The organism is Pectobacterium sp. PL64, assembly GCF_022477975.1.
In the GTDB taxonomy this organism is placed as follows: domain Bacteria; phylum Pseudomonadota; class Gammaproteobacteria; order Enterobacterales; family Enterobacteriaceae; genus Pectobacterium; species Pectobacterium jejuense.
In genome coordinates, this window is record NZ_CP092070.1 from 4,710,583 (window position 1) to 4,726,462 (window position 15,880).

At 54.5% G+C, this 15,880-nt stretch carries 14 protein-coding genes and 1 pseudogene; 2 read left to right on the top strand and 13 right to left on the bottom strand.

Annotated features, from left to right (window positions below; all coding sequences use genetic code 11):
* Positions 1 to 13: 13 nt before the first annotated feature.
* Both tpiA and HP572_RS21160 read right to left on the bottom strand, forming a co-directional pair.
* A complete protein-coding gene (tpiA, locus tag HP572_RS21155; protein WP_010281546.1) occupies positions 14 to 781 on the bottom strand; it encodes a triose-phosphate isomerase in 768 nt (255 codons plus the stop codon).
* A 165-nt stretch (positions 782 to 946) separates the two neighbouring features.
* Positions 947 to 1,519, bottom strand: coding sequence for a YiiQ family protein (locus tag HP572_RS21160; protein ID WP_371745291.1), 573 nt, complete (start codon positions 1,517 to 1,519; stop codon positions 947 to 949).
* 265 nt (positions 1,520 to 1,784) lie between these two features.
* Here HP572_RS21160 and HP572_RS21165 point away from each other — a divergent pair, with 265 nt between their 5' ends.
* Entirely contained in the window at positions 1,785 to 2,207 is a 423-nt protein-coding gene (locus HP572_RS21165) for a DUF805 domain-containing protein (protein WP_240584264.1), read from the top strand.
* Positions 2,208 to 2,225: 18 nt separating this feature from the next.
* On the opposite strand, the gene fpr is transcribed toward HP572_RS21165, so the two are convergent.
* The 4 genes and pseudogenes from fpr to HP572_RS21185 all read right to left on the bottom strand — a co-directional run bounded on the left by fpr (position 2,226) and on the right by HP572_RS21185 (position 6,761).
* On the bottom strand, positions 2,226 to 2,972 hold the full coding sequence (gene fpr / locus HP572_RS21170) for a ferredoxin--NADP(+) reductase (protein ID WP_010281538.1): 747 nt from the start codon (positions 2,970 to 2,972) through the stop codon (positions 2,226 to 2,228).
* Positions 2,973 to 3,089: 117 nt separating this feature from the next.
* Complete coding sequence (gene glpX / locus HP572_RS21175; protein WP_205549691.1) at positions 3,090 to 4,100, bottom strand: class II fructose-bisphosphatase; 1,011 nt, start codon at positions 4,098 to 4,100, stop codon at positions 3,090 to 3,092.
* A 255-nt stretch (positions 4,101 to 4,355) separates the two neighbouring features.
* A pseudogene (glpK, locus tag HP572_RS21180) lies at positions 4,356 to 5,868 on the bottom strand (glycerol kinase GlpK).
* Positions 5,869 to 5,921: 53 nt separating this feature from the next.
* Positions 5,922 to 6,761 carry an MIP/aquaporin family protein gene (locus HP572_RS21185; protein WP_174877137.1) on the bottom strand — a complete coding sequence of 280 codons (840 nt, stop codon included), beginning with the start codon at positions 6,759 to 6,761 and terminating at the stop codon, positions 5,922 to 5,924.
* Positions 6,762 to 7,331: 570 nt separating this feature from the next.
* Between HP572_RS21185 and zapB the strand changes: the two genes are divergently transcribed.
* Positions 7,332 to 7,571: a septal ring assembly protein ZapB gene (gene zapB / locus HP572_RS21190; RefSeq protein WP_010281529.1), complete on the top strand. Its 240-nt coding sequence runs from the start codon at positions 7,332 to 7,334 to the stop codon at positions 7,569 to 7,571.
* Positions 7,572 to 7,689: 118 nt separating this feature from the next.
* Here the strand turns inward: zapB and rraA are convergent, their stop codons facing one another.
* The 7 genes from rraA to priA all read right to left on the bottom strand — a co-directional run bounded on the left by rraA (position 7,690) and on the right by priA (position 15,825).
* On the bottom strand, positions 7,690 to 8,175 hold the full coding sequence (gene rraA / locus HP572_RS21195) for a ribonuclease E activity regulator RraA (RefSeq protein WP_010281528.1): 486 nt from the start codon (positions 8,173 to 8,175) through the stop codon (positions 7,690 to 7,692).
* 134 nt (positions 8,176 to 8,309) lie between these two features.
* Positions 8,310 to 9,227, bottom strand: a complete 918-nt coding sequence (locus tag HP572_RS21200) for a 1,4-dihydroxy-2-naphthoate polyprenyltransferase (RefSeq protein WP_174866886.1) — start codon at positions 9,225 to 9,227, stop codon at positions 8,310 to 8,312.
* 145 nt (positions 9,228 to 9,372) lie between these two features.
* The gene (gene hslU / locus HP572_RS21205) at positions 9,373 to 10,704 is read right to left on the bottom strand and encodes an HslU--HslV peptidase ATPase subunit (protein WP_014916999.1); all 1,332 of its coding nucleotides are present in this window, start codon (positions 10,702 to 10,704) and stop codon (positions 9,373 to 9,375) included.
* Positions 10,705 to 10,713: 9 nt separating this feature from the next.
* Positions 10,714 to 11,244, bottom strand: coding sequence for an ATP-dependent protease subunit HslV (gene hslV / locus HP572_RS21210; protein WP_005973334.1), 531 nt, complete (start codon positions 11,242 to 11,244; stop codon positions 10,714 to 10,716).
* A gap of 83 nt (positions 11,245 to 11,327) precedes the next feature.
* Positions 11,328 to 12,188 (bottom strand): cell division protein FtsN, encoded by an 861-nt coding sequence (ftsN, locus tag HP572_RS21215; protein WP_240584265.1) that lies wholly within the window; start codon positions 12,186 to 12,188, stop codon positions 11,328 to 11,330.
* An 88-nt stretch (positions 12,189 to 12,276) separates the two neighbouring features.
* Positions 12,277 to 13,287: a DNA-binding transcriptional regulator CytR gene (gene cytR, locus HP572_RS21220; RefSeq protein WP_371745342.1), complete on the bottom strand. Its 1,011-nt coding sequence runs from the start codon at positions 13,285 to 13,287 to the stop codon at positions 12,277 to 12,279.
* A gap of 339 nt (positions 13,288 to 13,626) precedes the next feature.
* Positions 13,627 to 15,825, bottom strand: a complete 2,199-nt coding sequence (priA, locus tag HP572_RS21225; RefSeq protein WP_014916996.1) for a primosomal protein N' — start codon at positions 15,823 to 15,825, stop codon at positions 13,627 to 13,629.
* Between the last annotated feature and the right edge of the window lie 55 nt (positions 15,826 to 15,880).

A 15,880-nucleotide genomic window follows, 5' to 3' on the forward strand; every position in this document is an offset into this window, starting at 1 on the left:
TTTTCGATAAAGCTTAGCCGCGTTTAGCGTCGGCTGCGGCTTTCACGATGACAGCAAAGGCATCAGCTTTCAGTGATGCACCGCCAACCAGCGCGCCATCGATGTCCGGCTGGGTGAACAGCTCTGCAGCATTCGCCGCATTCACAGAACCGCCGTATTGGATGATCACTTGTTCAGCAACAGCGGCATCTTGCTTGGCGATGTGGTCACGGATGAATTTGTGAACAGCCTGAGCCTGTGCTGGGGTTGCAGATTTGCCGGTACCGATAGCCCATACAGGTTCGTAAGCGATAACGGTGTTCTCAAACGCTTTCGCGCCCAGCGTGTTCAGCACGGCGTCCAGTTGGCGCGCACAGACGGCTTCCGTCTGGCCTGCTTCGTTTTCTGCTTCAGTTTCGCCAATGCACAGTACCGGAATCAGGCCCGCGTCTTTCAGCACGCCAAATTTCTTCGCAATGAATTCATCGCTTTCTTTGTGGTAGGTGCGGCGCTCAGAGTGGCCGATGATGATGTATTTCGCACCGATATCTTTCAGCATTTCGGCAGAGGTTTCACCGGTGAAAGCGCCAGAAAGATTCACGTCAACATTCTGTGCGCCCAGAGCAATGCGGCTGCCGGCCAGTTGGTGATTAGCTTGATCGAGGTAGATAGCAGGTGGTGCAATCGCTACGCCACAGCCGTCAACGGTGCTGAGCTCTTTACGCAGGCCCGCGATCAGTTCGTTGACCATGTGAGTGCTGCCGTTCAGCTTCCAGTTACCCATAACTAATGGATGTCGCATCTTTTTTCCTCCAGCCGGAATCGCGAATGAATCAATATGTTAATAAATCAAGGTGTTAATGAACCAATGCATAAATTTTACTGCCGTCAGGCAATATGACCTGCCCACAGTATAGAGACGAAATGTGACCGTGGCTCTGTTTTTCGTCATTAATTACCGGGTTGATCACGGTTCAGATAGCGTTAGCTTAATCGGTTCAACAGCAAAAGTTAGCCCTTTTTCACCATCATCTGCAACAACATAACGTAAGGCCCCTTCCGTTTGCTGATAAAAGCGCTGTCCTTTGCCTTTTTCCAGCAGTCCGGTGACTTTTTTCACGCTCTGCTCTTCCGTCAGTGACGGTGCGAACGTGCGTGCCAGTGCAGCCATATAGTCGATAGCCTGCTTACGGCGCGCCGCGGTTTCTTGTTCGCTCTGCGGTTGCGGCAGCCAGGTAATTTGCAGCGTTTTGATTTTCCCGGTGCCTTTCTCCAGCGCGGTTGAGGCATAGAGATGGTCGTTGATCCGGCTGGCGGCGCGGGTCAATATGCTGGTGATATTACCGGTGTCGACAACCCGAAATTCACCAATCGGCAGCGCCGGATTGCTCAGGTTATAGCGAGAACGGAACTGCGTGATGGTTTGATCGAAAGTAGGGGCACCAGCCAACAGATACGGCGCATTGGCTGAGGGTTTAGGCGGGAACGTCGGATCGGCACCCGCGTGAGTCTGGTACAGCACCAGCGATGATAAAACCAAATAGTGAAGCGATGCGTTTTCGTGTCATAGGGATTCGGGTCAGCCACTTCAGAAGATGTCCAGGCCGATAACGGCAGAATACGTTTGATTAAAGCGGCATTTGTACGTCGTTGTCAAAAATAGTACGTCGTTGTGAGAAATCGCACGTGGCTGACAAAAATCGCGTAAAGATTGCGGGCAACTGTCTCGGTTGAGGTAAAATCAGCCAGCGTAAAATACAGATTAATTCGGCCAGGCAGGCCGACAATTCAGGGCGTTATCGTTAATGACATTACAGCAATGGTGCTTCTCGTTTAAAGGCCGAGTCGGTCGTCGTGATTTCTGGCTTTGGATAGCTATTTGGGTCGCGCTGATGGCGGTGCTATTTACGCTATCCGGCCAAAACTGGCTGGATACGCAATCGACGGCATTTGGTTTGGTGGTATTGCTGTGGCCGACGGCGGCGATCATGGTGAAGCGGCTGCACGACCGTAATAAGAGCGGCTGGTGGGCGCTGCTGCTCGTGGTGGCGTGGATGTTGGCTTCGGGTAATTGGACAATGTTCTCGTCCATCTGGCAGTGGGGCATTGGCCGCTTCTTGCCGATTCTGATTGTCGTGATGACGCTGCTCGACTGCGGCGTTTTTCTGGGGACAAAAGGGGAAAACCGCTTTGGCGCAGCGGCGGAGCCGTTTCGTTTCCGCCGCTGATTAACAACGAACTGCCGTTTACCAATAGTTTTCGGCAGTCATATGACCGGGCCTGCGACGCAGGTGCTTGGTCATTTGGCGCTCTTCTTTCAGCAACAGCTGGGTGTCGCGTACCATCTGCGGGTTGCCGCACAGCATGACGTGGCTTGTCGCTGCATCCATCGGCAGGCCTACGGCGGCTTCCAGCGTACCGCTGCTGATCAGCTGGGGAATGCGGCCCGTCAGCGAGCCTGTTTCTTCTTCCCGACTGACAACCGTTTGAATACGTAGTTGACCGTGATAGCGCTGTTGTAATTGTTGCATCAGCGGCAGATAGCTCAGATCGCGTGAGAAGCGGGCGGCGTGAACCAGCACGATATTCTTAAAACGCTCCAGCCCTTTACCTTCCTGAAGAATCGACAGATAAGGGCCGATGCCCGTCCCTGTTGCCAGCATCCACAGCGTTTCACAATCAGGCACTTCTTCCAGCACGAAAAAGCCGGCAGCCTCTTTGACGATCAGGACGTCTGAACCGGGCTGCAACGCATGCAGATGCGGGCTGAGCTTACCTTCTGGTACCGTCACCAGATAGAACTCAAGCGTGGGATCGCTGGGCGCATTCACGTAGGAATAAGCGCGCTGCACTTTCTCACCATCAATCTCCAGCGCCAGTTTGCCATACTGCCCGGCAGTGAATGCATCGGTGGGCGCGTGAACTCGAATGCTAAACAGACTTTCTGTCCAGTTTTCTACCTGAACTACCTTGCCTGTCACCCATTCAGCCATATTTTTCTGCTCCTGTTGCTTGCATTAGACGCTGCTATTTTTGCATGTAAGTCGGGCATCTACGATACGCCATTTATTAACAACTGTGAAACAATCAGTCAGTCGTGCAGTGGTCAGCTACAGCAGGAACTCGTGCAGCGTACGATCCTTACGATCCAGATAGTGCGTCGATTTAATCCGGCGGATCGTGCGGGATTTGCCGCGGATCAGCAGCGTTTCGGTCGTTGCCATATTGCCTTTACGCGCGATCCCGTCCAGCAAATCACCTTTGGTGATGCCAGTTGCAGAGAAAATCACGTTATCGTTGCGCGCCATGTCATCAAGCTTGAGGACGCCACCGGCTTCGATGCCCATTTGTTGGCAGCGTGCCAGCTCGTCTTCACCGATGCGGCGGTTTTCAGCGCTATCACCTTTGACCTGATGACGTGCCAGTAAACGCCCTTGCATGTCTCCATCAAGCGCGCGGATAACGGCTGCTGAGATCACGCCTTCTGGCGCGCCGCCGATGCCGTACAGCACGTCAACTTCACTGTCTGGCATGCAGGTGAGGATGGATGCTGCTACGTCACCGTCTGGAATCGCGAACACTTTCACACCCAACTGCTGCATGTCCGCGATACAGGCATCGTGGCGCGGTTTAGCGAGTATAGTCACCGTTAACTGGCTCAGCGGTTTACCCAGCTTCAGTGCGACATTACGCAGGTTGTCCGCTAGCGGCAGGTTGAGGTCAATCGCGCCTTTTGCTTCGGGGCCAACAATCAGCTTTTCCATGTACATGTCTGGCGCGTGCAAAAACGTGCCTTTTTCGCCAACGGCCAGCACGGCCAGCGCGTTCGCCTGACCCATTGCCGTCATCCGCGTGCCTTCAATCGGATCGACAGCGATGTCTACGGCATCGCCCTGACCTGTACCGACCTGCTCGCCGATGAACAACATAGGTGCTTCATCGATTTCCCCTTCGCCGATGACAATTTGACCGTTGATATTGACCTGATTCAGCATGATGCGCATCGCCTGTACGGCAGCATTGTCGGCGGCATTCTTGTCGCCACGACCTAACCACTTATAGCCTGCCAGCGCGGCTGCTTCGGTGACGCGTGAGAACTCAATGGCTAATTCACGTTTCATAAATACCTGTCTATTGTCGATCGGGAAAAGGGGCGGCCTCATGTTAGCCACTTAAGCATGGATTTAGGGGAAACACGGTGATGAGGTTCCCGCAGGGACACCTCGCACTGTGGTCGCCCCGGTATCTCGGTTCTTAAACGAGCAACATTAGGATGTGGGTGAGGATTTTATCACAACGGGGGAGAGTGGCGGTTGAGCGATAGGGAAAAAACGGGCGCGACAGGCGCGCCCGATGTGGATAGATGTGTTGGCGGATTACGCGTCGTGATCTTCCCAGTTACGAGCACGAGCTACGGCTTTCTGCCAGCCGCTGTAGCGCACGTTACGCTCTACGGTTTCGATGCTAGGGCGGAATTCACGCTCTATCGTGGCTTTACTCTTCACTTCATCCAGATCGTTCCAGAAGCCCGTCGCTAAGCCCGCCAGGAAAGCCGCACCCAGTGCGGTGGATTCACGCACTTCCGGACGTTCCACGCGCGTACCGAGAATATCGGACTGAAACTGCATCAGGAAGTTGTTGGCGACCGCACCGCCGTCGACACGCAGTGCTTTCAGGCGCGTGTCGGCGTCTGCCTGCATGGCATCCAGTACATCGCGGGTCTGGAAGGCAATGGATTCCAGCGTTGCACGAATGATGTGGTTAGCGTTCACGCCACGGGTCAGACCGAAGATCGCGCCGCGGGCATATGGGTCCCAGTAAGGCGCGCCCAAACCGGTGAAGGCGGGGACGACATAAACGCCGTTAGAATCCTTTACTTTCGTCGCGAAGTACTCGGAGTCCATTGAGTCGCCGATCAGCTTCAGCTCGTCACGCAGCCATTGGATGGAGGCACCGCCAACGAACACCGAGCCTTCCAGCGCGTAGTTAACTTCGCCGCGTGGGCCGCAGGCGATGGTGGTCAGCAGGCCGTGTTTGGACAGCCACCGCTTCTTTACCGGTGTTCATCAGCAGGAAGCAGCCCGTGCCGTAGGTGTTTTTCGCCTGTCCAGGGTGGACGCAGAGCTGGCCGTACAGCGCTGCCTGCTGGTCACCTGCGATACCAGCGATAGGAATACGCGTACCACCTTTACCACCAATGTTGGTCTGGCCGTAGACTTCTGAAGACGCGCGTACTTCCGGCAGCATCTCGCGTGGGATATCCAGCGCTTCCAGCATACGGGCATCCCATTCCAACGTATGAATGTTAAACAGCATGGTACGGGAGGCGTTAGTGTAATCCGTGACGTGAACACGCCCTTGCGTCATTTTCCAAATCAGCCAGGTATCGATGGTACCAAACAGCAGTTCGCCGCGTTTGGCGCGTTCACGAGAGCCTTCAACGTGATCCAGAATCCATTTCACCTTGGTGCCAGAGAAATAGGGATCGACCACCAGACCGGTGGTGTTGCGAACGTACTCTTCCAGACCGTCTTTCTTCAGCTTTTCGCAAATTTCAGCGGTACGACGACACTGCCAGACGATGGCGTTATAAATCGGCTTGCCGCTCTCTTTTTCCCATACGACGGTGGTTTCACGCTGGTTGGTGATACCAATGCCCGCGACTTCATCCGCGCTGATGTCGGCTTTCGCCAACACTTCGTTCAGCGTTGAGCTTTGTGATGCCCAAATCTCCATCGGGTCATGCTCTACCCAGCCTGCTTTTGGATAGATCTGGGTGAATTCACGCTGTGAAACGCTAACGATGTTGGCATCGTGATCCAGCACGATGGCGCGGGAGCTGGTTGTGCCCTGGTCGAGCGCGACAATATATTTTTTTTCCGGGTTCATAAATCCAATCCTGTAATGATTAACCGTGAAATAGGATGGTCGTGGCGTTAAGTTTAACGGCTTTCACGACGCGTGGTAGTTTCTGCCTCGGGTTCGCATACATCACATGGCAGATTGCGGCCAATCAGTGCGCGATAGCCGAAGGCACCCAGACAGGCACCGATAATCGGGCCGAAGATGGGAACCAGGAAGTAAGGAATTTCGCGTGCGCCGGTGAAGGCCACGTTGCCCCAGCCCGCTAGGAAAGCGAACAACTTAGGACCAAAGTCACGCGCTGGGTTAAGGGCGAAGCCAGTCAGCGGCCCCATGGATGCACCGATAACGGCAATCAAAATACCGATCAACAGGGGAGCGAGTGGTCCGCGTGGGATACCGTTGCCATCATCGGTCAGCGCCAGAATCAGACACATCAGGATGGCGGTGATGACGGTTTCAACCAGCAGCGCCTGCATAACGGAAATGTGTGGGTTCGGATAGGTTGAGAAAATGCCCGCTAAACTCAGGCTTTCCGTGCTGCCGCGCACCATATTGTTGGCTTGTTCAAAATCCACGAACAGACTGTGATACAGACCGTAGACCAGTGCGGCGGCACAAAATGCCCCAGCAATCTGCGCCAGAATGTAAGGCACTACCTTGCGTCCATCGAAACAGGCAAACAGCCACAGGGCGATAGTAACGGCCGGGTTGAGGTGAGCGCCGGAAATCGCGGCGGTGAGGTAGATTGCCATCGCAACCCCCAGACCCCAAATGATACTGATTTCCCACTGTCCGAAGCTGGCTCCCGCCAGTTTCAAGGCGGCGACACAGCCGACACCGAAGAAAATCAGCAGGCCAGTGCCGAGGAATTCGGCGATACACTGGCCTTTTAGCGTTGAACGTTCTGCTTGGCTCATATTTTTTTACCTGCTGGGTAACGTACAGAGTGGTAGGTCTAAGGATACCGTTGGGGCATCCTCTGTTTTAAATGTATTTATGATGTGAATTTATCGTTAATGCGCGAAAACGAGAAATATCGAAATTGAAATGTGTGTTGCGCGTCAAGAAAATGAGCGTATTCGCTTATAAAATGACTCGCCGTGGTTTTTCGTCCACGGTTGATAGTAACGCTCAGGTTAAATTTATTAACACAATAGGAGTAATGGGGAAGCGAACAGGAGTAGTTTTCCGTTTACGCCGCTCATTTTTCCATTTCGGCTGCCCATTTTTCAGTTTGTACTGCCTGTTTTTCAGTTTGTACTGATAGTGTTACGTAAGAAAAGCTGCCACACTCGCGTAGTGGGGGATGTGCGCTAGACAGGTGGCGGTTGGCTACATACAATTTCGCTATGGTCTGTCTTGCCAGCCGTCCCGCGGTCAGGATTATGTTTACGGGCGGATGGCGACACCGTTGGGTGTTGGTTACAGAGTCCGAAAGCCAGCGTTAACCGATCTTTGCCTTGTTGCGATTAAAAGGGGTTTGAAGAATGTCATTTGAAGTGTTTGAAAAGCTGGAAGCGAAAGTTCAGCAGGCGATTGATACCATCACGCTGTTGCAAATGGAAATTGAAGAGCTGAAAGAGCAGAACAACGCGCTGTCGCAGGATGTGCAGGCGGCAGCTGGTTCACGTGAAGCGCTGGTGCGCGAGAACGAGCAGTTGAAAGAAGAGCAAGTGGTATGGCAAGAGCGCCTGCGCGCGCTGTTAGGCAAAATGGAAGAAGTCTAATAGGACTTGCTGGCTCAGACGAAGGAACGGCTTATCGATTGAGCCAAATAAAAAAGGGCGTCTATCGCCCTTTTTTGTGCTGATGTCACCACAATAAAAACGCGGGAATTCAACGATATTATTCAATATCCAGCGGGTCTTCCGCCAAAATAATACCGGTGTTATCGGCATACAGATGGTCACCGGAGAAGAACGTGACGCCACCGAAGTTGACGCGGATATCGCTCTCGCCGATGCCTTCGCTACCCGCACCAACCGGGATCGCTGCCATCGCCTGAATACCAATATCCAGCTCAGCCAAATCGTCAACCTGACGCACCGCGCCATAAACGACAATGCCTTCCCACTCGTTTTGCGTCGCCAGCCGGGCGATTTCCGCGTTGATCAACGCGCGACGCACGGAGCCGCCGCCATCAACCAGAAGCACGCGCCCAAGGCCGTTCTCTTCAAGGAGATCGAACAGCAGGCCATTATCCTCAAAACATTTCACCGTGGTGATTTTGCCACCAAATGAAGTACGCCCGCCAAAATTAGAGAACAGAGGCTCAACAACATTCACCTCTTCGTGGTAGATATCGCACAGTTCGGAAGTATCGTATTTCATAGGATTAACGTCTGTTTGCCGCCGGAATCATGAGTATATCCCTTTCTGGCGGCTGTTGGCAAAATCATCAAATGTTAACTTGATGCGTATCAGTAAATACGCACCACTTTTCGCCCGCGCTCACTTTACCCGCACTAACTCAATATCACGCCAACGGCGAACAGAATGTTGGTCAGCAGTGCGCCTTTCACCGTTTTTTCCAGCATCGGCCGCATACTGAATGCGCTGGTTTCACGCAGCACATAGCGCGCCTGCTGAATCAGCAACGGGAGCGCCAGAATAAACAGCCAGCCCGCCAGACTGTGCAGATAAAACGTGGCAAACAGACCGAGACAAACCGGTGCCAGCAACAGCAGCATCGTGTGGTAGAAGCGCGCTTTTTCCGCACCAAGACGTACTGCCAGCGTGTTCTTTCCGCTAATGCGATCGTTGTCGATATCGCGCAGGTTGTTGATGTTCAGAACCGCCGTCGCCAACAGACCGCAGGCCGTCGCTGGCAGCATCACGATGCTGTCGAAATGGCCGGTTTGCAGGTAATACGATCCCGCGACGCTGAGCCAGCCGAAAAAGATCAGTACTGAGATATCGCCGAGTCCGATATAACCGTAGGGCTTGTTACCGACGGTATAGGTAATGGCGGCGAAAATCGCCAGCAGCCCCAGAATCAGGAAACCAAAGATATCCGCTGGCTTTTCACACGCCAGAATCACCAGGCTTACGCCGGAAATGATGGTGAGCGCCACGGTCACGATTAGCGCATTGCGCAACTGCGACAGCGTAATTGCCCCGGTCTGGATGCCGCGCAACGGCCCGATGCGTTCCTCGGTATCGCTGCCTTTTATCGCATCCCCATAGTCGTTCGCCAGATTGGAAAGGATTTGCAGCAGTCCGGCGGTTAACAACGCCAGTAATGCTACGCCCGGTTTAAAGCTGCTATGCCAGCTCGCGATCGCCGAGCCGGTGACGATGGACGCAAAAGCTAATGGCAATGTCTTTGGACGCAGGCTATCCAGCCAGGCTTTGGTTTTGCTGCTATGGGTCGATAAGGTCATGGTGTGCTTCAATTTTTATTGACGATTCAATTGCGTGAATCATCCGTTTATAAACAAGAAAAGTCAGTGATGGCGGCGTCAGAAACAAAAGTGGGAGGCCAACGCCTCCCACTTTATCGTTAATCGTGCGATCCGCGAAAACGGATTATAAGATAAATCGACTCAGATCTTCATCTGCTACTAATTCATCCAGATGATTACGTACGTAATCTGCGTCAATGGTAACGCTTTGACCGTTCATTTCGCTGGCATCGTATGACACGTCCTCGATCAGACGCTCCATCACGGTATGCAAACGGCGTGCGCCGATATTCTCGGTGCTTTCGTTGACCTGCCAGGCGGCTTCGGCAATACGGCGGATACCATCGGCGGTGAACGAAATATTCACGCCTTCCGTCGCCATCAGCGCTTTGTACTGCTCGGTCAGCGAGGCGCTCGGTTCAGTCAGGATACGCTCGAAATCTTCCGTGGTCAGCGCCTGCAACTCTACGCGAATCGGCAGACGCCCCTGCAATTCTGGAATCAGATCGGACGGGCTGGCAACCTGGAACGCACCGGAGGCGATAAACAGGATGTGGTCGGTTTTGACCATACCGTGCTTGGTGGACACGGTGCAGCCTTCGACCAGCGGCAGCAGGTCGCGCTGAACGCCTTCACGGGAAACATCTGGGCCAGAGCTTTCGCCACGCTTACAGATTTTGTCGATCTCATCGATGAACACGATACCGTGCTGCTCAACAGCTTCAATTGCCTGCTGTTTCAGCTCTTCCGGGTTCACCAGCTTGGCGGCTTCTTCTTCTATCAGCAGCTTGAAGGCGTCTTTGATTTTGACCTTACGGGCTTTCTGCTTCTGTCCTGCCAGGTTCTGGAACATAGACTGGAGCTGGTTGGTCATTTCTTCCATGCCCGGAGGCGCCATGATCTCTACGCCAACGGGAGCGGCAGCCAGATCGATCTCGATCTCTTTGTCGTCCAACTGGCCTTCACGCAGTTTCTTACGGAATGCCTGGCGTGCAGCGGAAGGCTCCTGCGTGCTTTCTGCCTGTCCCCAGTTGTTTTTCGCTGGAGGAATCAGTACATCCAGAATGCGGTCTTCCGCCATCTCTTCCGCACGGAAGCGATTTTTTTCGATGGACTGAAGGCGCACCATTTTGATCGCGGAATCCGTCAGATCGCGGATGATGGAGTCAACTTCTTTACCTACGTAGCCCACTTCGGTGAATTTGGTTGCTTCCACTTTGATGAACGGCGCATTGGCGAGCTTCGCCAGACGACGAGCGATTTCGGTTTTACCGACGCCGGTCGGGCCGATCATGAGAATATTTTTAGGCGTCACTTCATGACGAAGTGCTTCGTCCAACTGCATGCGACGCCAGCGGTTACGCAGCGCGATGGAAACGGCGCGTTTCGCTTTATGCTGGCCGATGATATAGCTGTCGAGTTCGCTGACTATCTCGCGCGGGGTCATTTCAGACATAGTTGATCCTTACGCCTTGGAGGCTAATTCTTCTATCGTGTGGAACTGGTTGGTGTAGATACAGATGTCGCCAGCAATCCCCAGAGATTTCTCGACGATATCACGCGCACCCAGCTCGGTGTTTTCCAGTAAAGCACGTGCGGCAGCCTGTGCATAAGGACCGCCAGAACCAATCGCGATCAGATCGTTTTCGGGCTGCACGACATCACCATTACCGGTAATGATCAGCGAGGCATTTTCGTCCGCAACGGCTAACAGGGCTTCCAGCTTGCGTAGCATACGGTCGGTACGCCAGTCTTTCGCCAGCTCGACGGCAGCTTTCACCAGATGACCCTGGTGTAATTCCAGCTTGCGCTCAAAAAGCTCAAAAAGGGTGAAGGCATCCGCCGTGCCGCCTGCGAAACCGGCGATGACGCGGTCATGGTAGAGGCGACGTACTTTACGCACATTGCCTTTCATCACGGTGTTGCCCAGAGTGGCTTGTCCATCACCGCCAATGACCACCTGGCCGTTGCGGCGTACGCTTACAATTGTTGTCACGAGTCAGTCCCCGTTTGAAGAAAAAGATCCCCGCATGATTCGGGGCACATTGATGTTATAGATGGGGGAAGGCGTGGGGTTTTTCAACCCCCGCTGGCAAGAGGAATACAGTTTGATGCGCCCGCGCCCTTAAGACGTTGAATCATGCTATCTGCGGCAGCACGGTTGTTATAAGGCCCAAGCATAATACGGTTCCAGCCGCCGTTAGAGGTGATGCGGCTTTCGATACCGGCAAACGCCAGCTGTGCTCTGACCGATTCGGCAGGATCCATGGTTTTGAAGGAACCACATTGGATCGCCCAGCGCTGGGTTTTCTCGGCTTTTGGTGCTTCAGGCTGTTTGACCGGCTGCTGCTTCGGCGCTTCCTGTTTTGGTGCTTCTTGTCTTGGAACAACAGGCGTCGTTTGCGTGATCGCAGGCGCCCGCGTGGTGGGCTGCGTTGTCACGACAGGCGGCTGCTGCATCGATTGGGTCGGCGGCTTGATCGTCACCTGAGAACGCGGAACCTGCGTCTGGTCGTTATACGGCACCTCGGAAAGCTGCGTTGGCTGACGACGCATATCTGACTGCATCTGTTCCAACAGCTGGCGCTGTTCATCCGTCAACTGTACCGGAGACTGAATCTCGCCACCCGCAGAAGGCTCCGTTGGCGTCGTGACGCCCAACTGACGGTTTTCCAGTTCTTTGATGTAACGCCAGCGTTCTTCCGGTTTGGGTGGCAGCCCGTTACCTTTGCCCGCATTCTGATGCGGCAGGACGGGTGAATCGTCCGGTTTATTATGGGCGATAAAGTACAGACCGCCCGCGAAGGTGACCAAAACGGCAACAGCGAGTGCGATCATCGTCTTGGACGCACCTGAAGCCTTGCCTTTTTTCCGGCTATTTGTCGTTTTCCGACGCGTCCCTGATGAACGTCCCCGGCTCACGTAGTCTCTTTGTGCCACTGTCGTTTCGCTGTGAATTGATAGGTAAATAATATAATTAGGGGGTCATGTTACTGAACCCTCAAATATTTGACCAGCACCTGAAGTCTTAAAGCCTGTTACGGGCGTAATTCGGTGCGGCGACGCTGTCGCGTATGACCAGCTCACTGGACAACAGACGGGAACCGCTTTGTACCGTGTTACCTTGCAACTGCTCTAAGAGTAGCAGCATTGCTTCGCGTCCGATCTGATAACGAGGCTGGGCGACAGAAGTCAGAGGCGGCCAGCTGTACCGCGCCTGTTCGATATCATCGAAACCGATAACGGAGAGATCGCGCGGGATATCTAACCCCATCTTTCTGGCCTGCGCCAGCACGCCCAGCGCCATGAGGTCGCTATGACAGAAGACCGCGCTGGGGGGCTGAGGATGTTGCATCAGTGCAATCAGGCCGTTAATCCCAGTTTCGTAGGTGAAATCGCCCCGAAAGATATACTGGTTATCGATGAGAATCCCGTTGCGGCGCAGGGCCTGAATATATCCCTGGAGGCGATATTGGCTCAGGTGCATGTGCTCTGGGCCGGCAATGCAGGCGATGCGCTGGTGACCCGCCTGATGCAGATAGTGTACGGCTTCAAAGGCGGCGGTCAGGTTATCGATATGCACGGTGGGCAGCGCCAGATCCGGCGAGAACTCATTCGCCATCACCATCGGTGGCAGATTACGCTGCTCTTCCTGGCCTGCGTCAAACGGCAGATTAGAGCCAAGTAACAGCATGCCATCGATCTGCTTGGTAATAATCAGGTCGACGAAGGTTTTTTCTTTCTGATGCTGGTGAGCGCAATCGCCAATCAACACCAGATAGCCGTGTTCGGCTGCCGTTTCCTCGATCCCGCGAAATATTTCGGAGAAATAGGGATCGCAGATATCCGGGACGATCGTCAGGATCGTGCGCGATTCGTTACGCTTGAGATTCCTGTTGAGTGCGTGAGGCGAATAGCCAACGGCGATGACAGCCTGCTCGACCTTCCTGCGGGTGGTCGCAGAGACTTTCTCTGGGTTCATTAACGTTCGGGATACGGTCGCGGTGGAAACGCCCGCTTCATCCGCCACGTCTTTCATCGTCGCCGTGGTGACGCCTTTATTCTGCTTCAACGCTTTTCTCCTTGCGTCAGCGTTAACTGGCGCTGACTGTCAGCAGAACGCCCCTGTCTACTGACTTTCTATGATTACGGGTAACGCTTTTCGGGAACGGTATGCCGGTGGAACGGCGCTATACCTCAACACGACCTGACCTCAGTAAACGGTCTGGCCTCAGCATACGGCCTGCGCAGACAGTGATAACAGATTGAACGCAGGTTTTGTTGCTTAATTTGCACAGAAAGTGTGATGAATATCGTGTTCTCGACGCCGATCGCAAAAAATGAGTGGCAAGAAACCGAAATGATCTAACAGGACGCGCTAACCGTCCGTGGGGTCGACATCCAGCATCCATTTCACTTTACGCGCCTGCGGCAGCGTGCCGATTAGCGTCAGCGACGTTCTGACCAGTTTCTGCAATAGCGCTCTGGAGGGGTGCTGTAGCAAAAGCTGCCAGCGGAAGCGTCCCGCACGTTTGGGTTGCAACGCAGGGACTGGGCCCAGCAGCCAGAGTGATTCATCCCGCAGTGGGCTCGCTTCCAGCAAATTACGCAACTGCTGGAGGAATAATGCGGCCTGCTGATTATCGTGGTCGTCAGCGCGGAAGAGAATATGGCTGGTAAACGGCGGCAGAAAAACGCTTTTCCGTTCAGTCAGCGCCTGGCTGGCAAAGGCATCGTAGCCCTGTTGCAGCAGCGTTTGTAATAGTGGATGTTCCGGGTGGTGTGTTTGCAGCGCCACTTCGCCCGCCTTGCCCGCCCGTCCTGCACGACCCGCCACCTGAGTATAGAGCTGCGCAAAACGCTCGGCGGCACGGAAGTCGGCAGAGAACAGCGAACCGTCCACGTCCAGTAAAGCCACCAGCGTTACGTCAGGGAAATGATGCCCCTTCGCCAACATCTGTGTGCCGATGAGAAGACGTGCGCCGCCTTGCCTGACCTGCGAGAGCTGTTGCTCAAGCGCTCCTTTACGGCTGGTGGTGTCACGGTCGATGCGGGTGATCGGGACATCGGGAAAGATCGGCGCAAGGCTTTGCTCCAACTGCTCGGTACCCAGACCGACCGGTACCATATTCGTTGAGCCGCAGCCGGGGCACTGTTGTGGCACCGGACGCTGGCTGTCGCAGTGGTGGCAACGCAACATCCTCTGATGCTGGTGGTAGGTATAGTAGTGATCGCAGCGCTGACACTCGGCAATCCAGCCGCACTCGTGGCACATCACCACGGGGGCGAACCCGCGCCGATTGAGGAACAAAATAACCTGATTATCGTTCGTCAGATGGTGGCGGATGCGGGTAATCAGCGGCTGGGATAACCCCGCCGTCAGCGGCAGCCCTTTCAGATCGATGACGTGCTGTTTGGCGAGCGCGGCATTGCCCGCTCTTTTGGTCAGATTCAAGCGTCGATACTTGCCGATCTGGACGTTATACAGCGTTTCCAGCGCGGGCGTCGCCGTTCCCATGACGATGGGAATATCTTCTTCTCTGGCGCGGAAGACTGCCAAATCACGGGCGTGATAGCGCCAGCCTTCCTGCTGTTTATAGGAACTGTCGTGTTCTTCATCAATCACAATCAGCCCCAAACGGGCAAAGGGAGTAAATAACGCCGACCGTGTTCCGATGACGATGGCGGCTTCACCGCTGCGGGCACGTAGCCAGACGGCAAGGCGTTCGCTGTCGTTGAGTGCCGAGTGCAGCACATCCACCGGTGCATTAAACCGTTCGCGAAAGCGGGCGATGGTTTGCGGCGTCAGGCCAATTTCCGGCACTAATACCAGCGCCTGTTTGCCCTGCGCGAGCACGTTTTCCAGCACGCTGAGATAGACTTCGGTTTTGCCCGAACCGGTGATACCCGCGAGCAGCCAGGCGGCAAAGTGATTATCTTCACTGCGGATCGCGCCGACGGCAGTGGCCTGTTCGGTATTCAAACGCAGTCGGTCGGTCGCCAAACTAAAGCTTTGACGCCAGTCGTGGAGCGTTTGCTCTGCGGCCTGTAATTCGCACAGTCCTTTGCTGCGCAGCGCCTGCAACGCCGTTTCCGTCAGCCCGATTTCGCTCACCTGATGGCGATAAAGCGGCGACTGAAGTAAGGCCGCTAGCGCTTGCTGCTGTTTTGCCGCGCGTTTGAGCGTGCTGAGCGGCGTTGCTCGACCCTGTTCGGTAGCAAACCACTGCCAGAGCGGCGCGCGGTGTGCGGGTTTCCCCTGACGCAGTAGGATCGGCAGCGCGTGGAACAGCACTTCGCCAATCGGATAGTGGTAATACTCAACGGCCCACAGCAAAATGCGCCACAGGCTGGGTGGGAACAGAGGCTGTTCGTCCAGCACGTCATGCACGGGTTTTAATTGCTCAAGCGGAAGTTCGCTAGTGTCGCTCAGGGCGGTAATAATGCCGATCGCTTTACGATTACCAAAGGAGACGCTGACGCGCGCGCCGACCTGCGGAGCGATGCCTCCTGCGGGTAGCAAATAATCGAATGTACGTGCCAGTGGCACGGGCAAAGCGACCTGAGCGACAGACATAACTTCTCCGTGATAGTCGACGTGATTTGCGTGGCGATCAATGACATAACCGAGC